This is a genomic window from Actinoplanes sp. NPDC049668 (genome assembly GCF_044465445.1).
In the GTDB taxonomy this organism is placed as follows: Bacteria; Actinomycetota; Actinomycetes; order Mycobacteriales; family Micromonosporaceae; genus Actinoplanes.
In genome coordinates this window covers 22,275-45,138 of record NZ_JBITLR010000010.1, presented here as the reverse complement: position 1 = coordinate 45,138, position 22,864 = coordinate 22,275, and the positions used below count along the sequence as shown (strand labels likewise).

Here is a 22,864-nt window from a genome sequence, read left to right as displayed (position 1 = left end):
GTTACCGGCGGGTCGGCCGCTTGTCAGCGGCCGTTTGGCCGCTCGCGTGCCACCGGTAGTCGCCAGCGGGCCGATAGGGCGCGTTTGCCCAGGTCGCGGAGCGCTGTGCCACCGCCGACAGTTTACTCGCCGTTGCGGGTGAAATCCGCGCACCGCCGGCGATCAGCAGTCGGTCGAGCTCCTTGTGGGTGGCCACGAGACAGTCCTTCGGAAGGCCGTGCACGCTGATCACGCCGGAGCCGACGAACGCCAGCACCGGGGTGACGGGCACGTTCAGGCCGACGGCGGAGCTCATGGCCCGGCCGGCGCGCTTGGCGTCACGGCGGGCCTCGGCGACGTACGCCGGGCGCTTTCCGTTGATCTGGACGACGTCTCCGGCGATGAGCACCCGGGCCCGGCCGTGGTCGGCGACGGTGACGGCGTAGATGCCGCCCGGGCCGATGGCGAGGAATCCGGCGCGGTCGTCGCTGGGGTCGTGTTCGTAGCCGTGCGAGTCGGTGCGGGGCCAGTCCACGACGTGCCAGGCGGGTCCGAGGCGGTCGAGGCGGGTGAGTGCCCGGGCGCCGGCCGCTTCGAGGCGGCGGGCCTCCCGCTCCGCGCGGCGACGGCGGGCCCACTCGATGGGACTCTGGCGGGGCTCGAGGACCGCGGGTGGTGCCGCACGGTGGGGTTCGATGGCGGGGGGATAGCTGCGTGAAGGGATGGGCAGGGCGGGACGTGCTGGGAAGACAGTCACTGCGACCTCCGGCAAAAGGTCCATCGGGCTCTCTTTCCACTACGGTAAGTGTTTGACCCGGTACTCAAGCAAGTCATCGAAACGGAAAGAAAGCGGAATGAGTAGGGATGAATGCCGCATTCACGCAATAGCTCTTTTTCCGTATGGTGCATCACGCGACCTAGGGCTCCCTGGAATCCGAAACGTCCCTGCCAAGTTAGCCTTACCTACCTAGATCGCGCAGCGGTGTCCCAAAATCAAGAGCGCAAAGTCACATGACGGCTGCGGGGTGTGCGGTCTACCTCGGGTCCCGCGCCTGATCGGCCTCCAGCACCTAGGCTCGACCCGTGGCCCACTACGTCGACAGCGAAGTGAGCCGGCTCGCCACGGTCATGCTGCACCGGCCGGGCGCCGAGCTTGCCAGGCTGACCCCACGCAACAACGACTCGCTGCTGTTCGACGCCATTCCCTGGGTCGGCCGCGCGCAGGAGGAGCACGACCGGTTCGCCGCGGCCCTGCGCGAGCGCGGCGTCGAGGTCCTCTACCTGGGCGAGCTGCTCGAGCAGACGCTCGCGGTGCCCGAGGCGCGCGCGGTGCTGACCGGCAGCGTCCTGGCGGATCCGCGGCTCGGCGACTCCCTGCGGGACCGGGTCGCGGCACACCTGGCCGACCTCGGCCCGCGCGAGCTGGCCCGGGCGCTGACCGGCGGCCTCGCGCACGAGGAGGTCAAGCCGGGACCGGGCCGGACGGGCGGGCTGGTCTACCAGCTGATGGACCGGCACGACTTCGTCATCGACCCGCTGCCCAACCTGCTCTTCACCCGGGACTCCTCGGTCTGGGTGCGCGACCGGGTGGCCGTGACCAGCCTCGCCATGCCGGCCCGCGGCCGCGAGACCACGCTGACCCGGGCGATCTACACCCACCATCCGCGCTTCGCGGGCACCGAGCTGCTCTACGAGCCGGGACTCGAGCATGTCGAGGGCGGCGACGTGCTGCTGCTCGCGCCGAACGTGCTGGCGATCGGCGTCGGCGAGCGCACCACCCCGGCCGGCGCCGAGCGGCTGGCCCGGCGGGTCTTCGCGGCGGGGCTGGCCGACACGATCCTGGCCGTGCCGATCGCGCAGGAGCGCGCGACGATGCACCTCGACACGGTCTGCACGATGGTCGACGTCGATGCCGTGGTCATGTATCCGAATATCGCGGACACCCTGCGGGCGTACCCGGTGACGGCCGGATACGACGGCGAGCCGGTGGTCGGGCCGTCCCGGCCGTTCCTGGACGCGGCGGCCGAGGCGATGGGCATCGACCGGCTGCGCATCATCGACACGGGCCTCGACCCGGTCACCGCCGAGCGCGAGCAGTGGGACGACGGCAACAACACGCTGGCGATCGCGCCTCGGCTCTGCGTGGCCTACGAGCGCAACGTGGAGACGAACGCCCAGCTGGAGCGCGCGGGCATCGAGGTCATCGCGATCAGCGGCTCGGAGCTGGGCTCCGGCCGTGGCGGCCCGCGCTGCATGAGCTGCCCGATCGAACGGGCACCGCACTAACCGCCGCGGAGGCCGCGCGCCGCCGCCATGTCGGCGACGCGCGCGCGGGTTGCCGGCTTACCGCAGGGTGAGCTGTCGCCCGACCAGGCCCTGCTTCGCGCGCCGTCCGGCGGCGTCCAGCGGGCCCGTCTCGGCGAGGATGTCCGTGTAGCGCTTGGCGAAGTCGCTCAGCGGTGCCTCGAAGTCCGCGGCCTCCGGCTCACCCGGCACGTCCCAGACCGGAACGAGCAGGCCGTGCGCGCGGAACATGCCGGCGAACTTGGTGTTCTCGCCGAGCAGCAGGTCGCCGCCGGCGGAGAGGCGGGCCAGCGCGTTCAGCGCCGCGTCCTCGTCCTGCGGCAGCACCCAGCGCACGTGCGACTTGTCCGGCTGCACCCGGCACCAGTACGCGGCCGGCTGGCCGAGCCGAACAGTCGGGTAGATCGACGCGTTGGCCCGCTCGAGCGACGCCTTCACGCTCGCGTCCTCGGCCTGCTCGGCGTCGAGCCAGTACTCGAAACCCTCGTGCATCGTGATGTCCAGCGCGCCGTCCACCAGGATGTCCTGCAGGCGCGGTCCCTCGCCGGGCAGCGCCGGCACGGCGACGGTGCCGCCGGGCTCGGTCTTGAGCGCGGAGAGGATCGCCACGGCGACGTCGCGGGACACGTCGCCGGACTGCACGTGCCGCTGCAGGCCGACGAAGACCTGCCCGTCCTGGCGGGACATCGCGGGCCAGGCCATCGGAAGGACCGTCGAGAGGGTGACGGGGCGGTCACCGTACTCCTCGATGATCTCGGGCTTGAGGGCCAGCGGCGCGGAGGCGGCCGGGACCAGCTCGCGCAGCGCGATCCATTCCGGTTCGTCGGCCAGGCCCTCGAACGGTCGGGCGACGAAGATGTCGCGCACCTTCTGGCGCTTGGGGGCCGCGTTCGCGGTGGCTTTCGGGTTTCGACGCTTGCTCACGGCGAACCAGCCTAGGCGGTTACCGGTCGATCCGGGCACTCCGTGCGTCCGTGTCTATTGAGCCTTTTTCATCGTGGCCCGGTCGGCAGCGCCCGGCGCGGATCGACGGGCCCGGATACCGCCGGCCCGTGACCAGGTCAGGCCCGGGGTAGCCGGACCTCAGCGACCGTTCCGCCGCCCTCGCGGGGGCGCAGCGAGACCCAGCCCTGCTGCCGCTCGACGATGCGTCGTACCAAATAGAGGCCGAGACCGGCGCCCGGGTTGCGGGCCCGGTCGGCCGATTCGCCCTGCCAGTAGCGCTCGAAGGCCCGCTCGACGTGCTCAGGCTTGACGCCGATGCCGCGGTCCGCGACCCGGAACGTCACCGTCGTCTCGTCGGCGGCCGCGGTCACCTCGACCTCGGTGTCCGGCGCCGAGTACCGGTCCGCGTTGGTGGCCAGCTCGGTGAGGATCGTGGCGAGCGAGTCGCGGTCGCCGAACGCCTTCGGCAGCTCGGTCGGCAACCGGTCCAGGACCAGGCGGCGGTGCAGGTCGGCGGGCAGGTCCCGGGCCGCGGCCCGCAGGCCGTCGACCAGGTCGAACGGCCCGGCGGCCGAGCCACCGACCTCGCCGTCGTCGCTGGTCGCGGAGAGCAGCCGGTCGACCAGGCGGGCGAGCTCGCCGGCCCGGGCGCCGATGACGCGTACGGCCTCCTGGCGGCCGTCCTCGCCGAGGGAGTCCCAGTGATTGGTGAGGGTGTCGGCGTACCCCTTGATCACCGTTACCGGGGTACGCAGCTCGTGGCTGGTGACCGCGACGAACAGGTCGCGGTCCTCGTGGCGGCGGTCCTGGTCGGTGGAGTCGCGGAAGGTAACGACCCGCATCGACGGGGTGCCCGGCAGGTCCCCGGCGGTGACCTTGAGCCAGCGGCCGGAGGGCAGCCGGTGCACCAGCACCTGTCCCGGCGGCGGGACCGGCAGGTGCAGCTCGCGGTGGAGCATGTCGGCGGCGCTGCGGCCGGTCAGGCGCTCGGCCGCCGGGTTCCAGAGCTGCACGACGCCGTGCCGGTCGATGATCGCCAGCCCGTCGGAGAGGGCGGCCACCACCGGGCCGTCGCCGTGCACGGGTAGGCCGGCCTGGTCGCCGTACATGTGGCCGACGTTGGCGGCGAGCAACTCGAGCACCGCGTGGTGCTCGGCGGTCGGCTCGATGTCGTCCTCGCCGTAGGAGACGTACAGGGTGCCGACGATCAGGCCGCCGGTCTCGCAGCGCGTGCCGAGGACCCGCTGCCGGTCGCCGCCCTCGATCTGGCCGGCGAACTCGTCGTCGAGCTCGGTGAGCGGGAGGAGCAGGGTGCGGGGCCCCTCCCGGAGCCGGGCGTCGTCGCGGTCGACCCGGCGGCCGAGCGCGTGCTCGCAGGCGCCGCTGACGGCGATGACCCGGCCGTGCCCGGGGCTGTACTCGGCGAAGCCGGCGCCCCGGCCGCCGAGGACGTCCTGTGCGAGCCGGACGAGTTCAGCGAGGAGGGCCAGACCGGCCTCGCCGGAGTTGATCCGGTCGAGCAGCGCGATCTGTCCTCGCGTCAGCGCGGCGTAGTCGGGTCGATCCGGCATGTCTGCGAGTCTGCCTCGCTTCAGGCGTTTTGGGCAGAGCGGTTGGTGTGGATCTTGCAGCCAACCGGGTCAAGAGTGGTCCGCGTCACACCGGTCGCGCCTTCTCGAGGTGGTCCAGCACGAACCGCGGGCGATCCGTGATGATCCCGTCGACCCGGTGTGCCAGTACGAGATCCACGTCCTCATCCTCGTTGACCGTATAGACGTAGGCGCCGTGGCCGGCCGCGTGCAGGTTCGCTATCAGGTTCGGCCGGCTGCGGACCAGGCCGATGCCCGGGCCCGCGATCCTCGCGCCGAAGGGCAGCCGTCCCCGCCCGACCCCCGGCGGCAGTATCTCCATGAGATAGACCGTGGGGATGCCGGGCGCCATGGTACGGATCCGGCGCAGCGCGAGCGCCGCGAAGGACATCACGGTCACCCGTACGGGATCATCCGGCGCCGGCTCGGCCAGCCCGTACCGGCGCAGCATCTCCACCAGGCGGCGCTCGACGTCCGCGCCGTACCGTGATGGGTGTTTCGTCTCGATGAGTAGCCGGACCGGGCGGCCGCGGTCACGCAGCGCGTCGAGCAGCCGCTCCAGGGTGAGCAGCCGAATGTGCTCGGCCGCCAGATCCTCGGTGGCCGCGGCGGGGTGCCACGAGGCGAAGTCCAGTTCCTCCAGCTCGGCGAGGGTCTTCGCGCTCACCAGGCCGGTGCCGTTGCTGGTCCGGTTGAGCCGCCGGTCGTGCACGCAGACCAGATGCCCGTCGCGGGTCAGCCGCACGTCGCACTCCACGCCGTCGGCACCCTCGTCCAGCGCACGGAGGTACGCGGCGAGGGTGTGCTCGGGAAGGGCCTCGGCACCACCCCGGTGCGCGAAGACCAGCGGGCGGACGTGGCTCACAGGATGCGGGGCGGCTGCCCGTTCTCGCTGACGACATCGCGGCCGTCGCCGGCCCACGCCTGCATGCCGCCCTCGAGATTGCGCACGTTGTCCCAGCCGTTGCCCATGAGGTAGGACACGACCTGGCCGGAGCGCCCGCCGGAGCGGCACACCACGACGACCTCGGTCTCGTTGGGGATCTCGGCGATGCGGGCCGGGACCTCCATCATCGGCAGGTGGTGAGCGTCGGGCGCGTGCCCGGCCGCCCACTCGTCGGGCTCACGCACATCGAGCAGGTAGGCCGAGGCCTCGACCTGGGGCGGCGTCACGCTGGGTACCTGTGGTCCGAACACGCATCCCAGGGTAGAGCTACTTCTCCTTGGCCACGACGTCCGGGTTGCTGATGATGAAGTCGGCCAGCTTGTCCTGCTTGACCGCCCGGTACATCGCCCGGCTCTTCTCGGTGATGGTCTCCCGGCCGCTGCCGTTGCCGGCGAACGTGCCGTTGTTGCTGCGCAGCAGCACGAGGTCGTTCGCGGCGACACCCTTCATGGTGAAGATGAAGTCGGCGACCGGCACGCCGCCGGTGTCCAGCACGAACGCCTGGCCGGCCGACTTGATCAGCGAATTGATCTTCACCGGGTTGGTGAGGACGCCGCTGGTGCTGGCCTTCTTGGCCATCGCCTTGATCAGCTGCTGCTGGTGGCGCTGGCGGTCGTAGTCGCCGTGGGTGAGGCCGTAGCGCTGGCGGGCGAAGTCGAGGGCCTCCCAGCCCTCCATGTCCCGGCAGCCCTTCTCGTGGTAGATCGGGGTCTGGGACTTGCCGGTCTTGCGGGCCTCGGCCAGGTACATCGGCTTGCCGTCGACGGTGACCATGTGGTGCGACTTGACCCGCTGGTCGACACACATCTTCACGCCGTCGAGGCTGTCGATGACGCCCTTGAAGCCGTTGAAGTCGATGATCGCCGCGCCGTCGAAGCTGATGCCCGTCGTGTTCTTCAGCGTCTGCGCCATGAGCTGCGCGCCGCCGGCCCATCCGCCGCCGTTCTGCGCTCCGTGGAAGAACGCCTCGGTGGCCTTCGCCTTGCCGCCCGGGTACCTGCTCTTCGCGAACGCCGGGACGTCGACCTCGGTGTCGCGCGGAATCGAGACCAGGTATGCCTGGTCGTGGCTCGCCGGGATGTGCAGGATGATGATCGTGTCGGCGTGCAGGTCGTCGACCGCCCAGCGCTTGCGTGCGTCGACGCCCATCAGCAGCAGGTCGATCGGGCCGTTGAGGTCGCTACCGCCCTCGGCGGCGCCCTTCTTCGTGTCGCCGAGCAGGTTCTCCTGGGTGACCGCGCTGTTGGCGCTGCTGACCATCCACTTGGTGCCGACGATGCCGGCGCCGCTGCTCATCATCAGGAGCGCACCGAGGACGACCGTGAGCTTCGCCCAGACGGGGTCCTTCTTCTTCTTTTTACGGTCCTGCGCGGCCGAAACCGGACGATCGGTGCGCTTGGGGGCCGATGCGGCGTCCCGATCCATCGACGAAGCACGTCGGGGGGTCTGGACGGTCATGCGGTCTCCAAGCGTCTCGGCGTCGGGGCGGAAATCACTGTACGTTCAACTTGGATCAACCGCGAGGCCTTGTCGGTTTCAGATCAATGACGCACAGTGTTTATTTAGGACACGGGTCGGCGATTATCGCCGACCCGTGCCGTTTGCCCGATTGCTGAGGTGTGTCAGCCGCCGGCCGCGCTCGAGGGCGGCTTGGTCGACGCCATCCACTCATCCACCTTGTCGGCAGCTACCGCCCGGTACAAAGCCAGAGCCTTCTCGCGGTCGGAGACCACGACGCTCTGTCCGGCGATGGTCTGGCTGCCCAGGTTGGGGTTGGTGATGAAGGTGAGGTTCTCGCCGCGCAGGCTGCGGAACTGCAGCGCCATGTCGGTCAGCGAGAAGTCCTTGTCGGCGGTGAGGGCGTTGGTGGTCGCCTTGAGGAAGCTGTTCAGCTTGGCCGGGTTGCTCAGCGTGCCCGAGCTGGCCGCCTTGTCCATCAGCGCCTTCAGGAACTCCTGCTGGTGCTGCATGCGGGCGAAGTCGCCGCGGGCGAACTGCTTGCGCTGCCGGATCCAGTCGAGCGCCTGGGCACCGTCCATGTGCATGGTGCCCTTCTTGAACTTGCGGTACGGCTTGTGGATCGAGGTGATGCTCTGCTCCACCTTCAGGTCCACGCCGCCGAGCGCGTCGGTGACCTCCTTGAAGCCGCCGAAGTCGATGGCCAGCACGTGGTCGAGGTGCACGTCGGTCATGCACTCGACAGTGCGCACCGCGCGCGGCAGGCCGCCGAAGGCGAACGCCGCATTGATCTTGGCGCGGCTGCCGCTGCTGCAGTCGGCCGAGTTGCCCGACGGGATCTGCACCCACAGGTCACGCGGGATCGAGATCAACTGTGCGGACTTGTGGTCGGCCGGGATGTGCATCACGATCAGCGTGTCCGCGCGCCAGGCGTTCGTGTCGTCCTTAACCGCGTCCGGGTCGCGCGAGTCGCTGCCGACCAGCAGGATGTTGATCGCGCCGTCCACCGTCTTCGCCGGGCGGCCGCCGGTGATGTCGGAGAACGCGTCGGTGCGCTTGAGGTCGTCGTTGAGGTTGTTCGCGTAGCCGTACAGCGAGAAGCCCGCGAACAGGGCGCCGACGGCGACCACCGCGCCCACCACGAGCGCGATGCGTCCCCAGCGCGGCTTGCGCTTGCCCTTGTACGGCCGGCCGGGGCGGTTGCCGCCGGGGCCGTAGGACGGTCCGCCGGGGCCCTGCGGCTGCCAGCCGCCGCCCGGGCGGTCGTTGCGTGCACCGGGCACACCCGCGCGCCCCGACGTGGGCCGGCCCGCCCCGTCGCGGCCCGGTCCGGGCACGGAGGCCCGGCTCATGAAGCCCGGCAGGCTCACCGAACCCGGCACCGAGGCGCGGCCGGACGAGTTACCCCAAGGGGACGTGGTCGCAGACATGACTTCAGATTACGTACTTAGAACCAGGCAAAGCGTGCACCGACATCGGCTCGGCACGAAGGGAGGAGGCAATTACTTCCCGTGAAACGTTCACTACAGTGTCTAATTGCTCACGCTTTGAAGAAGTCGATCGTGCGGCGCAGGCCGTCCTCGGGCCCGACCCGCGGCTCGTAGCCGAGCAGATTGCGGGCGAGCGTGAGGTCGGGGCGGCGCTTCTCCGGGTCGTCGGCGGTGCGCGCGACCAGGTCGATCCGCGAGTCGCTGCCGCAGAGGCGCACGATCAGCTCGGCCAGCTCGAGCATGGTCAGCTCGTGCTCGGTGCCGCAGTTGATCGGGCCGGTCTCGTTCGAGTCGAGCAGCAGCAGGATGCCGCGGACCAGGTCGTCGACGTAGGTGATCGAACGGGTCTGCGAACCGGTGCCGTGCACGGTGATCGGCGCGCCGCGCAGGGCCTGGTCGATGAAGGTGGGGATGGCCCGGCCGTCATCGGGCCGCATCCGCGGTCCGTAGGTGTTGAAGATGCGCACGATCGCCGTGGAGAGCCCGTGGAAGCGGTGGTACGCCATCGTCGCGGCCTCGGAGAACCGCTTCGACTCGTCGTAGACCGCGCGTATGCCGATCGGGTTGACGTTGCCCCAGTAGCTCTCCGGCTGCGGGTGCACGAGCGGGTCGCCGTACGCCTCGGAGGTCGAGGCCATCAGGAAGCGGGCCGCGTCCGCGTGGGCCCGGTCGAGCATGTTCATCGTGCCCTGCGAACCGACCTTGAGGATCTCGATCGGCAGCTTGGCGAAGTCGGTCGGGCTGGCCGGCGAGGCCATGTGCATGACCGCGTCGAACCGCTCGGCCAGCGCCGGGTGCGCGGGCAGGCCGTCGGTGATGTCCGCCTCGATCAGGGTGAAGCGGGGCTCGGTCGCGAGGTGCGCGACGTTGTCCCGGGCGCCCGTGACGAAGTTGTCGATCGCGACGACGGTGCAGCCCCGGCCGATGAGGGCATCAACCACGTGTGACGGCACGAAGCCGGCGCCGCCGCTGATGAGGATCCGATGACCTGCGCCGTACCGCTGCTGCACTGACATGTTGGCCACTCTAGGCGAGAGGGGCCGATGCGCGAATTCGCACATCGGCCCCTCGCCGTTGTCCTTGCGTTCAGTGCGCGCCGTAGCCCGTCACCGAACGGACCTCGAGCTCGGCGTACTTGTTCGGGTCGGATTCCTTGGAGAACTTCGCGCCCAGGTAACCGCAGAGGAAGCCGAACGGGATCGAGATGATGCCCGGGTTGTTCAGCGGGAACCAGTGCCAGTCGCTGTCGGGGAACATCGCCGTCGGGGAACCGGAGACGACGGGCGAGAAGAACACCAGCAGCACGGCGGAGCTCAGGCCGCCGTAGATGGCCCAGATTGCGCCGGAAGTGTTGAAACCCTTCCAGAACAGGCTGTACAGGATCGCCGGCAGGTTGCCCGACGCCGCCACCGCGAACGCGAGCGCCACCAGGAAGGCGACGTTCAGGCTCTGCGCGAAGATCGACAGCACGATCGCGACCGCGCCGATCACGAACGCCGCGATCCGGGCCACCCGCACCTCGTCACGCTCCGACGCCTGGCCGCGCTTGACGACGCTGGCGTAGAAGTCGTGCGCGACGCTCGAGGACGATGCCAGGGTCAGCCCGGCCACCACCGCGAGAATCGTGGCGAACGCGACCGCCGCGATGACCGCCAGCAGCACCGCGCCGCCGGTCTCGCCGCCCAGGTAGTCGATGCCGAGCGCCTGCGCGAGCTGTGGCGCGGCCGTGTTGCCCGCCTTGTCCTGCTCGGTGATCGCCTTGCTGCCCACCAGGGCCGCCGCGCCGAAGCCCAGCGCCAGGGTGAACAGGTAGAAGGTGCCGATGATGCCGATCGCCCAGAGCACGCTCTTGCGAGCGATCTTGCTGGTCGGCACGGTGTAGAACCGGGTCAGGATGTGCGGCAGGCCGGCCGTGCCCAGCACCAGGGCGATGCCGAGCGAGAGCAGGTCCATCTTGCTGTAGAAGGTCTTCGCCGCGTCGTCGGACTCGACCCCGTACCGCAGGCCCGGTTCCAGGAACGCCGCGCCCTTGCCGGACTGTTCGGCGGCGTCGCCGAGCAGGGACGACAGGTTGAACTTGTAGTGCGCCAGGACCAGCAAGGTCATGATCAGCGCGCCGCCCATGAGCATGAACGCCTTGACGATCTGCACGTAGGTGGTGCCCTTCATGCCGCCGACCACCACGTACACGATCATCAGCGCGCCGACCAGGATGATCGTCGCGACCTTGGCGGTGTCGGCGTCCATGCCCAGGAACGTGGCGCCGGGCTTGATGCCGAGCAGCAGGCTGACCAGCGCGCCGGCGCCGACCATCTGGGCGATCAGGTAGAAGATCGATACGACGATGGTGGAGACGGACGCCGCGGTGCGTACCGGGCGCTGGCGCATCCGGAACGCGAGGACGTCGGCCATCGTGTACCGGCCCGAGTTGCGCAGGAACTCCGCCACCAGCAGCAGCGCGACGAGCCAGGCGACCAGGAAGCCGATCGAGTAGAGGAAGCCGTCGTAGCCGTACAGGGCGATGAGGCCGGCGATGCCGAGGAACGACGCGGCCGACATGTAGTCGCCGCCGATCGCCATGCCGTTCTGGAAGCCGGAGAACGACCGGCCGCCGGCGTAGTAGTCCGTCGCCGTCTTGGTCTGCCGGCTCGCCCAGACCGTGATCCCCAGGGTGAAGGCGACGAAGACAAGGAAGAGCGTGATGGTCAGCGTGCGGCTCGTCGAGGTCGAGGCCTCGGCCGCCAGGAGCGAATCGATCTGCATTACTTGGCCGCCTCCGGCTTCGTTTCGGTGTCCCCGGGCTCCGGGGTCGCGGCGGCGGCGGTCATCTCTCCGCGGATCTTGTCGGCGATCGGGTCGATCTCCCGCGCGGCGAAGCGGGAGTAGTACCAGGCGATCACGAACGTCGAGACGAACTGCAGGACTCCGAGCAGCAGCGCGACGTTGATGTTCCCGACGATCTTCAACGACATGAAGTCCCGGGCGTACGCGGAGAGCAGGACGTAGAGCGCGTACCAGAGGAAGAACGCGATCGTCGTCGGGAAGATGAAGTTACGCAGCTTGCGCCGCAGCCGGACGAACTCCTCCGACTGCTGGACCTCGAGATACTTGTCGGTCGGGGTCGCTTCGGTTGTCAACGTGGCTCACCACCTTCGTGGGGGCGGGTCTTTTCCGCACGGTACGAAGAGGCGGCGGCCGTCACTGACCGCTGGTCGGCGGGTGCGCCGAGTGGCTGCTCTGTTGCGCTTACCGGTCGAGGCTCCGATAGCGGCCGCGGAAATGCAGCAGGGGCGCCGGCGGCGACTCGTCGAGCTGGATCGACTCGATGGTGGCCTCGACGAGCAGGCCCCACCCGTACGACCGCTCGCCGTCCAGCCGGCAACCCGCCCACGTGCCGGCGCCGGCGGGCACGGGCCCGAAGTCGGTCTCGATCCAGTCGCCGAGGGCGAACAGACCGCCGGGCGAGGGCATGAGCCCGGCGAACCGGTCGGCGAGCTGCTGATCGGCGACGCCGAGCGGGGTGACCGCGAAGCGCTTGGCGACCGAGACGGCGTCCCAGAAGTCGCTCTCCTCGTCGACCAGGCCGAGGACCCGCCCGGGGTCGCCGTCGGCGACGAGCACGGACGAGACGGTGAGCCCGGACGGCCCGGACGTGGTCCAGAGCGAGACCGGCGAGGCGAGCCGGCCCCGCAGCCGCCGCACGGCGGACCTGTCCTGCTCCGGGGTGGCGAACGGATCGTCGGAGTGGATGTGCGCACCGGGCTCGACAGGATTCACACGGAACATTCTGCCCGCTGAGCGGTAGTATTCGGCTCGTGATCAGCGTGCGTGTGCAGGGCTGGTGGCCGTCCTAGAGACGGCTGCCTTCACCGCGCGCGGGCCGTCCCATCGGACGGCCCGTTCTTTGTTTCCGGGGCGTCCATCGACCTGAGGAGACAGAGATGACCATGCAGGCGCTGAGCCTCGAGGACCGCATCGCCGACCGGCCCGGCGACTTCCGGGTGCTGACCGGGGACCGGCCGACCGGGCCGCTGCATCTCGGGCACTACTTCGGCACGCTGCGCAATCGGGTACGGCTGCAGCGCAGCGGCGTCGACCTGTTCGTGATCGTCGCGGACTACCAGGTGCTGACCGACCGGGACGTCGCCGAGCGGCTCGGCGAGACCGTCGACGGGCTGATCCTGGACTATCTCGCCGTCGGGCTCGACCCGGACCGGGCGACGATCTTCACGCACAGCGCCGTTCCCGCGCTCAATCAGCTGCTGCTGCCGTTCCTCAGCCTGGTCAGCGTGCCCGAGCTGCAGCGCAATCCGACCGTCAAGGACGAGATCGCGCACTCGCGGCAGCGCGCGGTCAGCGGGCTGATGTTCACCTATCCGGTGCATCAGGCCGCCGACATCCTGTTCTGCAAGGGCAACCTCGTGCCGGTCGGGCGGGACCAGCTGCCGCACGTCGAGGTCACGCGTACCGTGGCCCGGCGCTTCAACGAGCGGTACGGGCCGGTCTTTCCCGTGCCGGAGGCGCTGCTCGGCGCCGCGCCGCTGCTGCTCGGCACCGACGGCACCAAGATGAGCAAGAGCCGGGGCAACGCCATCGCCATCTCCGCCTCGGCGGACGAGACAGCGCGGCTGATCAGGGCGGCGAAGACCGACGCGGACCGGCGCATCACCTACGACCCGGTGGCGCGGCCCGGTGTGTCGGGGCTGGTGCAGCTCGCCGCGCTCTGCCTCGACCGGGATCCGCACGACGTCGCCGCGGAGATCGGGGACGCGGGCGCCGCCGCGCTGAAACGCACGGTCACCGACGCCGTGAACGGGTTCCTGGCGCCGATGCGGGCCCGGCGTGCCGCGTACGCGCGGGAGCCCGGGCTGGTCCGGGAGATGCTGCGGGCCGGCAACGCGCGGGCGAACGTGGTGGCGGAGCAGACCCTGCGGGAGGTGCGGGAGGCGATGGGTACCCGCTACTGACGCGCGGTGACGGTCGCCAGCAGCTCGGGCATCCGCCGGTCCAGCGCCGAGCCGGTCAGGCGGAGGCCGAGCAGCAGGGCGCCGCCGCCGTACAGCAGGCCGAGCGGCAGGCCCGCCCAGCGCCAGAAGTCCTCGGCCAGGTAGGCGGCGAGCTGCAGCGGCACTGTGATGATCATTGCGCCGAACAGGGCGCCGATGCTGAGCAGGCCCTTCGCCGTGCCGCCGCCGGAGGACAGGGCGAACGGGTTGGCGGTGTCCGGCAGCGCGTACGCGAGGCGGACCGAGATCGGCAGGACCAGGGCGAGCCCGACGCCGTACGCGGCGACGAGCATGCCGATCACCGACGGGACGGCTTCCGGCTCGCCGACCACGAGCCCCACGATCAGGGCGATGGCCGGCAGCGCCGGGAGCACGTACACGGAGAGGCCGGTGACCCGCGCGGCCAGCTCGACCCGGCCGGGGACGCCGGCCACGATGTTGGCCGCGTATGCGCTGCCGTCGAAGCCGAACTGGTTCGCCAGGCTCGCCGCGGCGAGCGCGCCGACGACGACGAGGATGGTGGTCGGCACGCCGGCGGAGTCGCTGCTCACGGCGATGAACACCGGCAGGAAGAAGCCGACGACGCCGAACGTGATGAGGCTGGCCCGTCGCCGGCTCTCGCGCCACCAGTAGCGCATCTCGCGGGCGGTCAGCGCGCCGAACCGGTTGTGCGGCAGCCAGCGCGGCACGAGCTGGGCGACCGGCTCGCGCGCCGGCGCGGTCCGCTCGCGCGGCCCGGAGCTGCCGACCGCCCCGAGCATCGCGTCCTCGAGGGTCGCGGACCACCATCGGAGCAGGAGCACGAGCACGGCGAGGACCATCGCCAGCTTGATCGGCACGGCCCAGGCCCGGCCGGCCACAATGTCCAGACCCAGGGTGTACGGCGCGCCGAGCGGCGTCCAGGCGACGACGTCGGCGACCCGGGCGAGGCCGGACCAGTCCGCGTTCCCGGCGCCGGCGGCCGCGGCCAGCTGCAGCGGGCCGACCAGCGCCGCGAGGACCGCGAGCAGCACGGTCGCCAGGTCCCGGGCCCGCCGCGAACGAAGTGCGGTGGCGAACGCGCTGGTCACGGCGCGGCTGATCGCCACGCAGAGCAGCAGCCCGGCGGCGACGCCGGCGAGCTGGACGCCGGCGGCCACCGCTCCGCCAAGCCGGGCCACGGTGTCGACCATGCCGAGCGTGGCGACCAGGGTCGCGGCCGCCGGCAGGCCCACCAGGGAGGCCGCGAGCAGGCCGCCGATCAGGGTGCGCCGGCGCAGCGGCAGCAGGGCGAAGCGGGCCGGGTCGAGCGACTCGTCCACGCCGAAGAACACCAGCGGCAGGAACAGCCAGCCGAGCAGCACGGCGGCGCCGGCCAGCGGCAGGGCGGTCTCGGCGGCGCGCATGGACAGCAGGCCGGGGATGGCCAGCAGCGCGTACCCGCCGACGGCCGTGCACGTCGCCATCACCGCCCCGACCACGAAGAGGGCGCAGCGCCGGCTCTGGCCGCGCATGCCGTTGACGGTGATGCGGAGTTTCAGTTTGACGAAGTGCCGGACGCCTACAGCCACGCGAGTTCCGAACCCGTCGCGGTGCGGCCGCCGACGACCTCGACGAAGACGTCCTCGAGCGACCGCTCGCCGCGCACCTCGGCGAGCGTGCCGCGCAGCCGGATCGTGCCCTCGGCCATGATCGCGACGTGGGTGCAGAGCCGCTCGACCACGGCCATCACGTGGCTGGAGAAGACGACGGTGCCGCCGCCCGACACGTACCGCTGGAGGATGTCGCGGATCAGCGCGGCCGACACCGGGTCGACCGCTTCGAACGGCTCGTCGAGCACCAGCAGCCGGGGCGCGTGCAGCATCGCGCAGGCCAGGCCGATCTTCTTCTTCATGCCGGCGGAGTAGTCGACGACCAGGGTGCGGTTGTCGGCGCCGAGGGCGAGCACGTCCATCAGCTCGGCGGACCGCCGGTTGACGACGTCGGCGTCCATCCCGCGCAGCAGGCCGTGGTAGGCGAGCAACTCCGTGCCGGAGAGCCGGTCGAAGAGGCGTGCGCCGTCGGGCAGCACGCCGATCCGGGCCTTCGCGGCGACCGGGTCGGCCCACACGTCGCGCCCGAGGATGGCGGCCTGACCGGCGGTGGGCCGCAGCAGGCCGACCGCCATGGACAGGGTCGTGGTCTTGCCGGCGCCGTTCGGGCCGAGTAGCCCGAAGAACGAGCCGGCGGGCACCTCGAGGTCGATGCCGGCGACCGCCAGCTTCGTGTCGAACTGCTTGACGAGACCGCGCAGCGCGAGCGCCGGATCCGGGCTCGGGCGCTGCTCGGGAAGCGTCATGCCGAAGAACCTAACGGCAAGTAAGTGGCCCGGCCACCCCTGGGGCGGTCCGGGCCACTCTCACTGCGGCGAACGGGTGGACCCCCGTTCACCCCACCCGTTCGATCACGGCGCGCCGGATGAGGAACTTGCCCGCCTCGCGGACGCCCTCGAAGGCTGCGTTGTTGAGGAGCACGCAGCTGCCGGAGGTGGTCGCCACCTTGACGGTGATGCTCTTGTTGTTGTCCAGGTTGGTGACCTTCAGGGTGGTTCCGATCGGGAATGTTCCGCTGGAGGCGGCGGGGGCGCCGCCCTCGCCGGACAGGGTCACGGTCGAGCCCTTGCAGACCACCTCGCCGGCGCCCGTGCCGGCGTTGCCGTTGCCGGCCGCGGGCGGGTTGGCGGCGGCAGGCGGGTTGGCGGCGGCGGGCGGGTTGGCGGCGGCGGGCGGGTTGGCGGCGGCGGGTGCGCCCACCCGCTCGATCACGGCACGCCGGATGAGGAACTTGCCCGCCTCGCGTACCTGCTCGAAGGCGGCGTTGTTGAGCAGGACGCAGCTGCCGGACGTGGACGCCACCTTGACAGTGGTGCTCTTGTTGTTGTCCAGGTTGGTGACCTTCAGGGTGGTTCCGATCGGGAATGTTCCGCTGGAGGCGGCGGGGGCGCCGCCCTCGCCGGACAGGGTCACGGTCGAGCCCTTGCAGACCACCTCGCCGGTACCGGTGTTCGCGTTGCCGGCATTTCCGGCGTTCCCGGCCGCGGGCGGCTTGGCAGGTGCCTGCGCCGGCGGCTTGGCTGCGGGGGGCTGTGCCTGGACGTTGCCGGTGCAGCCGGCCACCGCGCGGCGCTGGTTGATCTGGTCGACGACCGCCTGGCGGTTCGCGATGCGCGCGTCAGAGAGCGCGTCATTGAATTTCCCGCCCGGCCGCTGTTCGGCGATGAAGTCCAGGTTGTTCTTCAGCGCCTGGTCGAGTCCGGCGCAGTTCTCGCCGGCGCTGCTCAGACCCGTGCTGACGGCGAATGCTCCGCCGGCCAGTGCCGCCGCGGTGACACCGATCAGCAGTTTCCGAGTCCGTCCACTGATCCTGCTCTTCCGGTACATGCACCGCTCCTTAGCGCTAGTCGAACTGCCCCGTTGCAGCACCGATAGCTACGGGACGCGCTAGTTGAAGGGTTCAGGAAAGCTTCCTTAAATATATTTATGGTTGTAGCGACTCCGGAGCGTGAAGACGCAGCATGGTGGCGCCGATGTCGCCCGGCAGCCGTCGCCGGGTCATCAGCGATCCGAGCACCATGACCAGGAAGGCGAGCGGCACGGTCCAGGCCGCGGGCTGCCCGACAAGCTGCGCGGGCCAGCCGCTGAGCGGGGGCCCGAGAACGGTGAACAGCACCGCGCCCATCGCCGCGCCGCCGCCCGCCAGGATGCCGGCGACCGCGCCGGCGTCGGTGAGCCCGCGCCACCAGATGCCGAGTACCAGCAGCGGGCAGAAGCTCGATGCGGCGACCGCGAAGGCGAGCCCGACGACCCGGGACACGTCCATGTTCGCCACGTAGATGGAGAGCGCCATCGGCAGGAGCGCGGCCAGCACCGTGGCGATCCGGAAGTCGCGGACCGAGCCGCCGCCGCGATCGGCGTGCAGCACGTCGGTGAAGACCACCCCGGCGACGCTGGTCAGCAGCCCGGACGAGGTGGAGAGGAACGCGGCGAGCGCGCCGGCGGTGACCAGCGCGCCGAGGAACTGGCCCAGGTGGCCGCCGCCGAGCGCCGCCTCGGGCAGGAGCAGGACGACGGCGTCGGTCCGGCCGGTCATCAACAGTTGCGGCGTGTAGACGCGGCCGAGGACGCCGTACAGGGTCGGCAGGAGATAGAAGAGGCCGACCAGCCCGAGCACGACCAGGGTGGTGCGCCGCGCCGAGGCGCCGTCGGGGTTGGTGTAGAAGCGGACCAGCACGTGCGGCAGGCCCATGGTGCCGAGGAACGTGGCCAGGATCAGCGAGTAGGTGGCGAACAGTGTCGCGCCGTCGCCGGGCAGCAGCCAGTCCGCGCCGCGGCGATCGTCGACGGAGCTGACGTCCGGCACCGGCTCACCCGCGGCGAACGTCCGCTCCTCGCCGGCCTCGACGTGTTCGCGCGAGCCGTCCGGCAGGGTGAGGGTCGCCGCCTCGGAGAACGCGACGGTGGTGGTGGCGGAGAAGGCCGGGCCGGCCGGCGGTGCCACGGCCGGGCGCCCGTCCGCCTGCCACTGCAGGATCAGGAAGATCACCGGTACGGCCAGAGCGGTGAGCTTGAGCCAGTACTGGAACGCCTGCACGAACGTGATGGCGCGCATGCCGCCGAGGGCGACGTTGGCCGTGACGATGATCCCGACGAGCAGCGCACCCCACTCGTACCGGCCGCCGGTGAGCGTGGCGAAGGTCAGGCCGGCGCCCTGCAGCTGGGGCACCAGGTAGAGGCAGCCGATGAAGATGACGAAAACGGTCGCGAGCCGGCGCAGCAGCGGGGATCGGAGCCGTACCTGGCAGAAGTCGGGCAGGGTGAACGCGCCGGAACGCCGAAGCGGTGCGGCGACGAAGAGCAGCAGGGCCAGGTAGCCGGCGGCGAAGCCGACCGGGTACCAGAGGACGTCGACGCCGTAGCGCAGGATCAGGCCGGCCACGCCGAGGAACGAGGCCGCGGAGAGGTATTCGCCGCCGATCGCGGCGGCGTTCCAGGTGGGGCTGACCGACCGGGAGGCGACCAGGAAGTCCGAGGTGGTCCGGGCGAACCGCAGCCCGTACGCGCCGATGCCGACCGTGATCGCGGTAACCAGGATCAGCCCCGGAATGACGTACGGGTTCACGCTTCCGGCCTGTTGATCACGGCCGCGAAGTCCTGCTCGTTGCGCTCGGCCCAGCGCACGTACGCCCAGCCGACGCCGACGAGGAACGGGAACGAGAGCACGGCGAGCAGGACCCAGGGCAGGTTGACGCCGAAGACCTTGGCCGTGCCGACCGCCGGGGCGACGGCGAAGAGCAGCGGGAGGGCGCCGAGGCCCGCCACCACCACCAGCGAGAGCCGCAGAGCCAGCGCGAGCTGGGCCCGGACCAGGCCCTTGACCAGGGCCTCGCCCACCGGGGTCTGCTCGGCGAGATCCGCCTTGGCGGGATCCGCCGGTGGGCGGCGAGCCGCTACCTCCCCGAGGACCACCCGGGTCCTCGGGGGCTTCGCTTCGCCGTCCATGCCCGGCAGTCTCGCCGACCCGTGTCCTTTGTCAAGCCTGGGCCGGTCACCGGCTGCCGTAGTCGTCCGGGCAGACCGTGGCGGGCTTCGGCGGGTTGGCGGTCAGCAGTTCCCGGGCCTGCCGGCGGGAGAGGTTCCAGCCGCGCCAGTCGTCCGGGTCGATGGCCAGGTCGCGGGCGATCGGGGCCAGCGCGCAGGCGCGCTTCTCGCCGGTGAGGCGGTTCAGGGCCGGTACCGCGTCCGGCGAGAGGTTCGAGAGGTAGGCCGTGTCGATCCGGTCGGTCTGCTCGTAACGCGTGACGTTCCGGTCGGCGATCAGGTGGTCCGGGTTGGCCGCCGCCAGGCCCAGCAGGGCCAGGACGCCGGCGGCCACGACCGCCCGGGGCAGCCACCGCGCCTTGAGGCGGATGCCGGCGATCAGGACCAGGACGAACGTCAGGCCCAGCCACATCTCGCAGACGGCGACCAGCACCCGCAGGCGGGTCAGGCCGTAGCTGTCGGCGTACAGGTCCATGCGGTGCAGCGCCGAGGCGACGATGACCAGGGTCAGTGCCGCCAGGGTGCCGAGGACGGCGCGGATCAGCACGCGGTCGGTGCGGGTCTCCCGGGGCGCCCAGCGGGCCGCGCCCGCCAGCACCGCGAGGGTGAGGCCGGTGACCACCAGGAGCTGCCAGAAGCCGCTGCGGGCGTACTCCGCGTAGGTCAGGCCGTCGGTGTCGAGGACGTGCTTGGCGTCTCCGAACAGGACGGTGAGCTGCACCCCGACGAACGTCGCGAAGAGCAGGACCAGCAGGGTCAGCGGGACCGCCCACTCCAGGCGGGCCACCCGGCGCTTGCCCGGCCCGTCCAGCCCGGACAGGTCCGGCGGGGCCGCCCGCAGGTACGCCGCGCCGCCGAGGATGAAGGTCGTCACGAGGGATACGAAGATCCAGCGGGCGACCGTGCCGCCGCTGATGTCGGGGAAGGCGTTCGCCATCAGGTCCGCGAAGGCCGCGTCCGCCGAGGCGAACAGCGAACCGAAGACCACCAGCAGCGCGATCGAGACCGCGACCGTCGCCGTGATCCGCAGCGCGTTGCCGCCGCCGCGCCGGCCGACCGTCGCGATCCCGCGCCCGGCCCACGGCAGCGAGCGGAAGCCCGCCAGCGGTGCGAACACGGTGGCGAGGATCATCGAGCGGAAGGAGCGGCCGCCCGCGACGGCGAGCGCGCCGGTCAGCACGGCCGTGCAGAGGCAGAGCAGGAACAGCCAGCCCGCGGACCGGAACGTGCCGACGCCCAGCAGCGCGACCGTCGCCGCCGACCAGGCGAAGCGGGCCTTGGGCAGGGCGCGCGGGCGCCAGGCGACCAGGGGCTTCGGCGCGGTGGGCGGCGTGCGGTGCGGCAGCGCGCGCGCCACGATCAGGGCGGCGACGCCCGCGATCGCGGTGATCAGCCAGCCGAGTCCGGCCCGGTCGAGCGGGATGCTGAGCGCGCCGACGAGGCCCGCGAGGGGCACCGCGATGACGGTTGCCGCGGATGCCGCCCGGCCGGGACCCGGCCAGCGCCGGCCGAACCCGGAGGGCGCGAGCCACGGTCCGTGCAGCGGCGGCAGGTGGATGGCGCCCGGCTGCTGCGGTACCGGCTGCGGCGTCGCGGCCGGCCGGCCGCCCGCCGGCGTCGCCGGGGAGGTGAGGGTCGCCGGCCGAGGCGGGCCGGCCGGGCTGGGCTGTGGGGGTGTCGGGTCAGTCGGCACGGTCTTCTCCGTCTTCAGGGGGTCGGCCGCAGGGGCAGCGTCACGTGGATGTGGCAGCCCGGGCGGTTCCGGGTCGGTTCGGGGGCGCCGGCCGGGTCGACGACCGCGATCGTGCCGTGGTGCAGCTGGACCACCCAGCGGGCGATCGCCAGGCCGAGGCCGGTTCCGCCGTCGGTGGCCCGCTCGCCCCGGGTGAAGCGCTCGAAGACCCGGTCCCGGTCGGCGGCCGGAATGCCGTCGCCCTCGTCGGCGACCGCCAGCAGGACATGCTCGTCGCGGCGTTCGGCGCGGACCGTCACCGTGCCGCCCGGCGGGCTGTGCCGGGCCGCGTTGTCCAGCAGGTTCGCGAAGACCTGGTGCAGGCGCTCGCGGTCGCCCTCGATGCGGATCTCCGGCGCCGAGACCTGGAAGCGCACGTCGTGGCCCGCGCCGTCCGCGTTGACCCGCGCCTCGCGGACCACGTCGCCCAGAAACCTGCGCACGTCGATCGGCGCGTAGGCCAGCGGCACCACGCCCGCGTCCAGGCGGGACAGGTCGAGCAGCTCGGCGACCAGCCGGCCCAGGCGTTCCGTCTGGACCAGCGCGGTCTTCATGGTCTCCGGCTCCGCGGTGCTGACGCCGTCGACGATGTTCTCCAGCAGGCCCCGCAGGGCGGTGATCGGGGTGCGCAGCTCGTGCGAGACGTTGGCGATCAGTTCGCGGCGCTGCCGGTCCGCCGCCGCCAGGTCCGCCGCCATCTGATTGAACGCCGTGGCCAGCTCGCCGACCTCGTCCCGGGAGGTCGCGCGGACCCGGCGGGTGTAGTCGCCGTGCGCCATCGCCTTGGCCGCGACGGTCATCTCGCGCAGCGGCACCGTGGCGCCGTGCGCGATGACCTGGAGGGTGACCAGGCCGAGCGCGACGGCGATGGCGAACCAGGACAGCTCGACGCGCACGAAGTCGAGGCTCCACCAGAAGATCAGCAGCCCGACGCCGCCGGCCAGGCCGAGGGCCAGGGCCAGCTTCGCCTTGATCGAGCGGACCGGGTCCAGCGGCCGCGGCAGCCAGCCGAGTGCGGCGCGCAGCAGCCTCATCGCCGCACCTCGAGCGCGTAGCCGACGCCGTGGACCGTGCGGATCAGGTCCGCGCCCAGCTTGCGCCGCAGGCCCTTGATGTGGCTGTCGACCGTGCGGGTGCCCGAGGCGTCCGCCCAGCCCCACACGTCGGCGAGCAGCCGCTCGCGGGGCAGCACCGTGCGCGGGCGGCCGGCCAGGTGCACCAGCAGGTCGAACTCGGTCGGGGTCAGCCGGGCCTCGACACCGGCCCGCAGCACCCGGCGCTCGGCCAGGTTGATCTCCAGGTCGCCGAGCCGCAGCATCGCGCTCTCCGCGGGCGCGACCGGCGCCGAGTTGCGCGTCGCCCGGCGCAGCAGGGCGTGCACCCGGGCGCTGAGCTCGCGCATCGAGAAGGGCTTCGTCAGGTAGTCGTCGGCGCCGACGGCCAGCCCGACGAGCAGGTCGGTCTCGTCGTCGCGGGCGGTGAGCATGAGGACCGGCACGGGACGCTCCGCCTGGATACGGCGGCACACCTCCAGGCCGTCGAAGCCGGGGAGCATCACGTCCAGGACGATGGCGTCGGGCGGGTTCCGGCGGGCGGCCTCGACCGCGGCCGGGCCGTCGCCGGCGACCTCGACCTCGAAGCCCTCCGCGCGCAGCCGGGCCGCCACCGCCTCGGCGATGGTCCGCTCGTCCTCGACCACGAGCACCTTCTGTGCCGTCATGCCTTACTCCCCCTGCCTCGCCCCGCATCGTGCGCCGCGGGTGCAAGACCGGCGCGCCCCCGTGGCGTGCCGATCCCACCCGCGCCGAGCAGCCTATTGATTGCTCGTGGGGGTGCGGGGGTGAGTTTGTGGACAACCTG

The 22,864-nt window shown here is 71.5% G+C and carries 21 protein-coding genes; 2 read left to right on the top strand and 19 right to left on the bottom strand.

What is annotated here, in order from left to right:
• Window position 1: 1 nt before the first annotated feature.
• The gene (locus tag ACIBSW_RS36120) at window positions 2–736 is read right to left on the bottom strand and encodes a hypothetical protein (RefSeq protein ID WP_354722347.1); all 735 of its coding nucleotides are present in this window, start codon (window positions 734–736) and stop codon (window positions 2–4) included.
• A 326-nt stretch (window positions 737–1,062) separates the two neighbouring features.
• Between ACIBSW_RS36120 and ACIBSW_RS36115 the strand changes: the two genes are divergently transcribed.
• The gene (locus ACIBSW_RS36115) at window positions 1,063–2,265 is read left to right on the top strand and encodes an arginine deiminase (protein ID WP_354722348.1); all 1,203 of its coding nucleotides are present in this window, start codon (window positions 1,063–1,065) and stop codon (window positions 2,263–2,265) included.
• Window positions 2,266–2,322: 57 nt separating this feature from the next.
• On the opposite strand, the gene ACIBSW_RS36110 is transcribed toward ACIBSW_RS36115, so the two are convergent.
• The 10 genes from ACIBSW_RS36110 to ACIBSW_RS36065 all read right to left on the bottom strand — a co-directional run bounded on the left by ACIBSW_RS36110 (window position 2,323) and on the right by ACIBSW_RS36065 (window position 12,497).
• The gene (locus ACIBSW_RS36110; protein WP_354722349.1) at window positions 2,323–3,207 is read right to left on the bottom strand and encodes a DUF5926 family protein; all 885 of its coding nucleotides are present in this window, start codon (window positions 3,205–3,207) and stop codon (window positions 2,323–2,325) included.
• A 137-nt stretch (window positions 3,208–3,344) separates the two neighbouring features.
• A complete protein-coding gene (locus ACIBSW_RS36105; protein ID WP_354722350.1) occupies window positions 3,345–4,799 on the bottom strand; it encodes an ATP-binding protein in 1,455 nt (484 codons plus the stop codon).
• 85 nt (window positions 4,800–4,884) lie between these two features.
• Window positions 4,885–5,682 carry a glycerophosphodiester phosphodiesterase family protein gene (locus ACIBSW_RS36100; RefSeq protein WP_354722351.1) on the bottom strand — a complete coding sequence of 266 codons (798 nt, stop codon included), beginning with the start codon at window positions 5,680–5,682 and terminating at the stop codon, window positions 4,885–4,887.
• Window positions 5,679–6,014 (bottom strand): rhodanese-like domain-containing protein, encoded by a 336-nt coding sequence (locus tag ACIBSW_RS36095; RefSeq protein ID WP_354722352.1) that lies wholly within the window; start codon window positions 6,012–6,014, stop codon window positions 5,679–5,681. Before ACIBSW_RS36095 ends, ACIBSW_RS36100 begins: the two co-directional genes overlap by 4 nt.
• A gap of 16 nt (window positions 6,015–6,030) precedes the next feature.
• Window positions 6,031–7,221, bottom strand: a complete 1,191-nt coding sequence (locus tag ACIBSW_RS36090; protein ID WP_354722353.1) for an LCP family protein — start codon at window positions 7,219–7,221, stop codon at window positions 6,031–6,033.
• Window positions 7,222–7,385: 164 nt separating this feature from the next.
• Window positions 7,386–8,651: an LCP family protein gene (locus ACIBSW_RS36085; protein ID WP_354722354.1), complete on the bottom strand. Its 1,266-nt coding sequence runs from the start codon at window positions 8,649–8,651 to the stop codon at window positions 7,386–7,388.
• 110 nt (window positions 8,652–8,761) lie between these two features.
• Window positions 8,762–9,727, bottom strand: a complete 966-nt coding sequence (locus ACIBSW_RS36080) for an NAD-dependent epimerase/dehydratase family protein (RefSeq protein WP_354722355.1) — start codon at window positions 9,725–9,727, stop codon at window positions 8,762–8,764.
• A 70-nt stretch (window positions 9,728–9,797) separates the two neighbouring features.
• On the bottom strand, window positions 9,798–11,468 hold the full coding sequence (locus tag ACIBSW_RS36075; RefSeq protein WP_354722373.1) for a cation acetate symporter: 1,671 nt from the start codon (window positions 11,466–11,468) through the stop codon (window positions 9,798–9,800).
• A gap of 5 nt (window positions 11,469–11,473) precedes the next feature.
• Complete coding sequence (locus ACIBSW_RS36070; RefSeq protein ID WP_354722356.1) at window positions 11,474–11,848, bottom strand: DUF485 domain-containing protein; 375 nt, start codon at window positions 11,846–11,848, stop codon at window positions 11,474–11,476.
• A gap of 109 nt (window positions 11,849–11,957) precedes the next feature.
• Entirely contained in the window at window positions 11,958–12,497 is a 540-nt protein-coding gene (locus ACIBSW_RS36065; protein WP_354722357.1) for a flavin reductase family protein, read from the bottom strand.
• A 155-nt stretch (window positions 12,498–12,652) separates the two neighbouring features.
• Here ACIBSW_RS36065 and trpS point away from each other — a divergent pair, with 155 nt between their 5' ends.
• Entirely contained in the window at window positions 12,653–13,678 is a 1,026-nt protein-coding gene (gene trpS, locus ACIBSW_RS36060) for a tryptophan--tRNA ligase (protein WP_354722358.1), read from the top strand.
• On the opposite strand, the gene ACIBSW_RS36055 is transcribed toward trpS, so the two are convergent.
• The 8 genes from ACIBSW_RS36055 to ACIBSW_RS36020 all read right to left on the bottom strand — a co-directional run bounded on the left by ACIBSW_RS36055 (window position 13,672) and on the right by ACIBSW_RS36020 (window position 22,724).
• Window positions 13,672–15,210, bottom strand: a complete 1,539-nt coding sequence (locus ACIBSW_RS36055; protein ID WP_354722374.1) for an ABC transporter permease — start codon at window positions 15,208–15,210, stop codon at window positions 13,672–13,674. The two genes, trpS and ACIBSW_RS36055, sit on opposite strands and share 7 nt — an antisense overlap.
• Before the next feature lie 47 nt (window positions 15,211–15,257).
• Entirely contained in the window at window positions 15,258–16,034 is a 777-nt protein-coding gene (locus tag ACIBSW_RS36050) for an ABC transporter ATP-binding protein (protein WP_354722359.1), read from the bottom strand.
• An 88-nt stretch (window positions 16,035–16,122) separates the two neighbouring features.
• Window positions 16,123–17,115: a hypothetical protein gene (locus ACIBSW_RS36045; protein ID WP_404799566.1), complete on the bottom strand. Its 993-nt coding sequence runs from the start codon at window positions 17,113–17,115 to the stop codon at window positions 16,123–16,125.
• 97 nt (window positions 17,116–17,212) lie between these two features.
• The gene (locus tag ACIBSW_RS36040; protein WP_354722361.1) at window positions 17,213–18,853 is read right to left on the bottom strand and encodes a cation acetate symporter; all 1,641 of its coding nucleotides are present in this window, start codon (window positions 18,851–18,853) and stop codon (window positions 17,213–17,215) included.
• Window positions 18,850–19,233, bottom strand: coding sequence for a hypothetical protein (locus ACIBSW_RS36035; RefSeq protein WP_354722362.1), 384 nt, complete (start codon window positions 19,231–19,233; stop codon window positions 18,850–18,852). Before ACIBSW_RS36035 ends, ACIBSW_RS36040 begins: the two co-directional genes overlap by 4 nt.
• A 46-nt stretch (window positions 19,234–19,279) precedes the next feature.
• A complete protein-coding gene (locus tag ACIBSW_RS36030) occupies window positions 19,280–20,965 on the bottom strand; it encodes a DUF4153 domain-containing protein (protein WP_354722363.1) in 1,686 nt (561 codons plus the stop codon).
• Window positions 20,966–20,979: 14 nt separating this feature from the next.
• Window positions 20,980–22,038 (bottom strand): HAMP domain-containing sensor histidine kinase, encoded by a 1,059-nt coding sequence (locus tag ACIBSW_RS36025; RefSeq protein ID WP_354722364.1) that lies wholly within the window; start codon window positions 22,036–22,038, stop codon window positions 20,980–20,982.
• Window positions 22,035–22,724, bottom strand: a complete 690-nt coding sequence (locus ACIBSW_RS36020; protein WP_354722365.1) for a response regulator transcription factor — start codon at window positions 22,722–22,724, stop codon at window positions 22,035–22,037. Before ACIBSW_RS36020 ends, ACIBSW_RS36025 begins: the two co-directional genes overlap by 4 nt.
• Between the last annotated feature and the right edge of the window lie 140 nt (window positions 22,725–22,864).

Bases quoted from the DNA above. Each gene is read 5' to 3' on its own strand.
- ACIBSW_RS36105 (WP_354722350.1), bottom strand. From the start codon at position 4,799: ATGCCGGATCGACCCGACTACGCCGCGCTGACGCGAGGACAGATCGCG.
- ACIBSW_RS36090 (WP_354722353.1), bottom strand. From the start codon at position 7,221: ATGACCGTCCAGACCCCCCGACGTGCTTCGTCGATGGATCGGGACGCC.
- ACIBSW_RS36085 (WP_354722354.1), bottom strand. From the start codon at position 8,651: ATGTCTGCGACCACGTCCCCTTGGGGTAACTCGTCCGGCCGCGCCTCG.
- ACIBSW_RS36080 (WP_354722355.1), bottom strand. From the start codon at position 9,727: ATGTCAGTGCAGCAGCGGTACGGCGCAGGTCATCGGATCCTCATCAGC.
- ACIBSW_RS36065 (WP_354722357.1), bottom strand. From the start codon at position 12,497: ATGTTCCGTGTGAATCCTGTCGAGCCCGGTGCGCACATCCACTCCGAC.
- trpS (WP_354722358.1), top strand. From the start codon at position 12,653: ATGACCATGCAGGCGCTGAGCCTCGAGGACCGCATCGCCGACCGGCCC.
- ACIBSW_RS36055 (WP_354722374.1), bottom strand. From the start codon at position 15,210: ATGCGCGGCCAGAGCCGGCGCTGCGCCCTCTTCGTGGTCGGGGCGGTG.
- ACIBSW_RS36050 (WP_354722359.1), bottom strand. From the start codon at position 16,034: ATGACGCTTCCCGAGCAGCGCCCGAGCCCGGATCCGGCGCTCGCGCTG.
- ACIBSW_RS36045 (WP_404799566.1), bottom strand. From the start codon at position 17,115: ATGTACCGGAAGAGCAGGATCAGTGGACGGACTCGGAAACTGCTGATC.
- ACIBSW_RS36035 (WP_354722362.1), bottom strand. From the start codon at position 19,233: ATGGACGGCGAAGCGAAGCCCCCGAGGACCCGGGTGGTCCTCGGGGAG.
- ACIBSW_RS36025 (WP_354722364.1), bottom strand. From the start codon at position 22,038: ATGAGGCTGCTGCGCGCCGCACTCGGCTGGCTGCCGCGGCCGCTGGAC.
- ACIBSW_RS36020 (WP_354722365.1), bottom strand. From the start codon at position 22,724: ATGACGGCACAGAAGGTGCTCGTGGTCGAGGACGAGCGGACCATCGCC.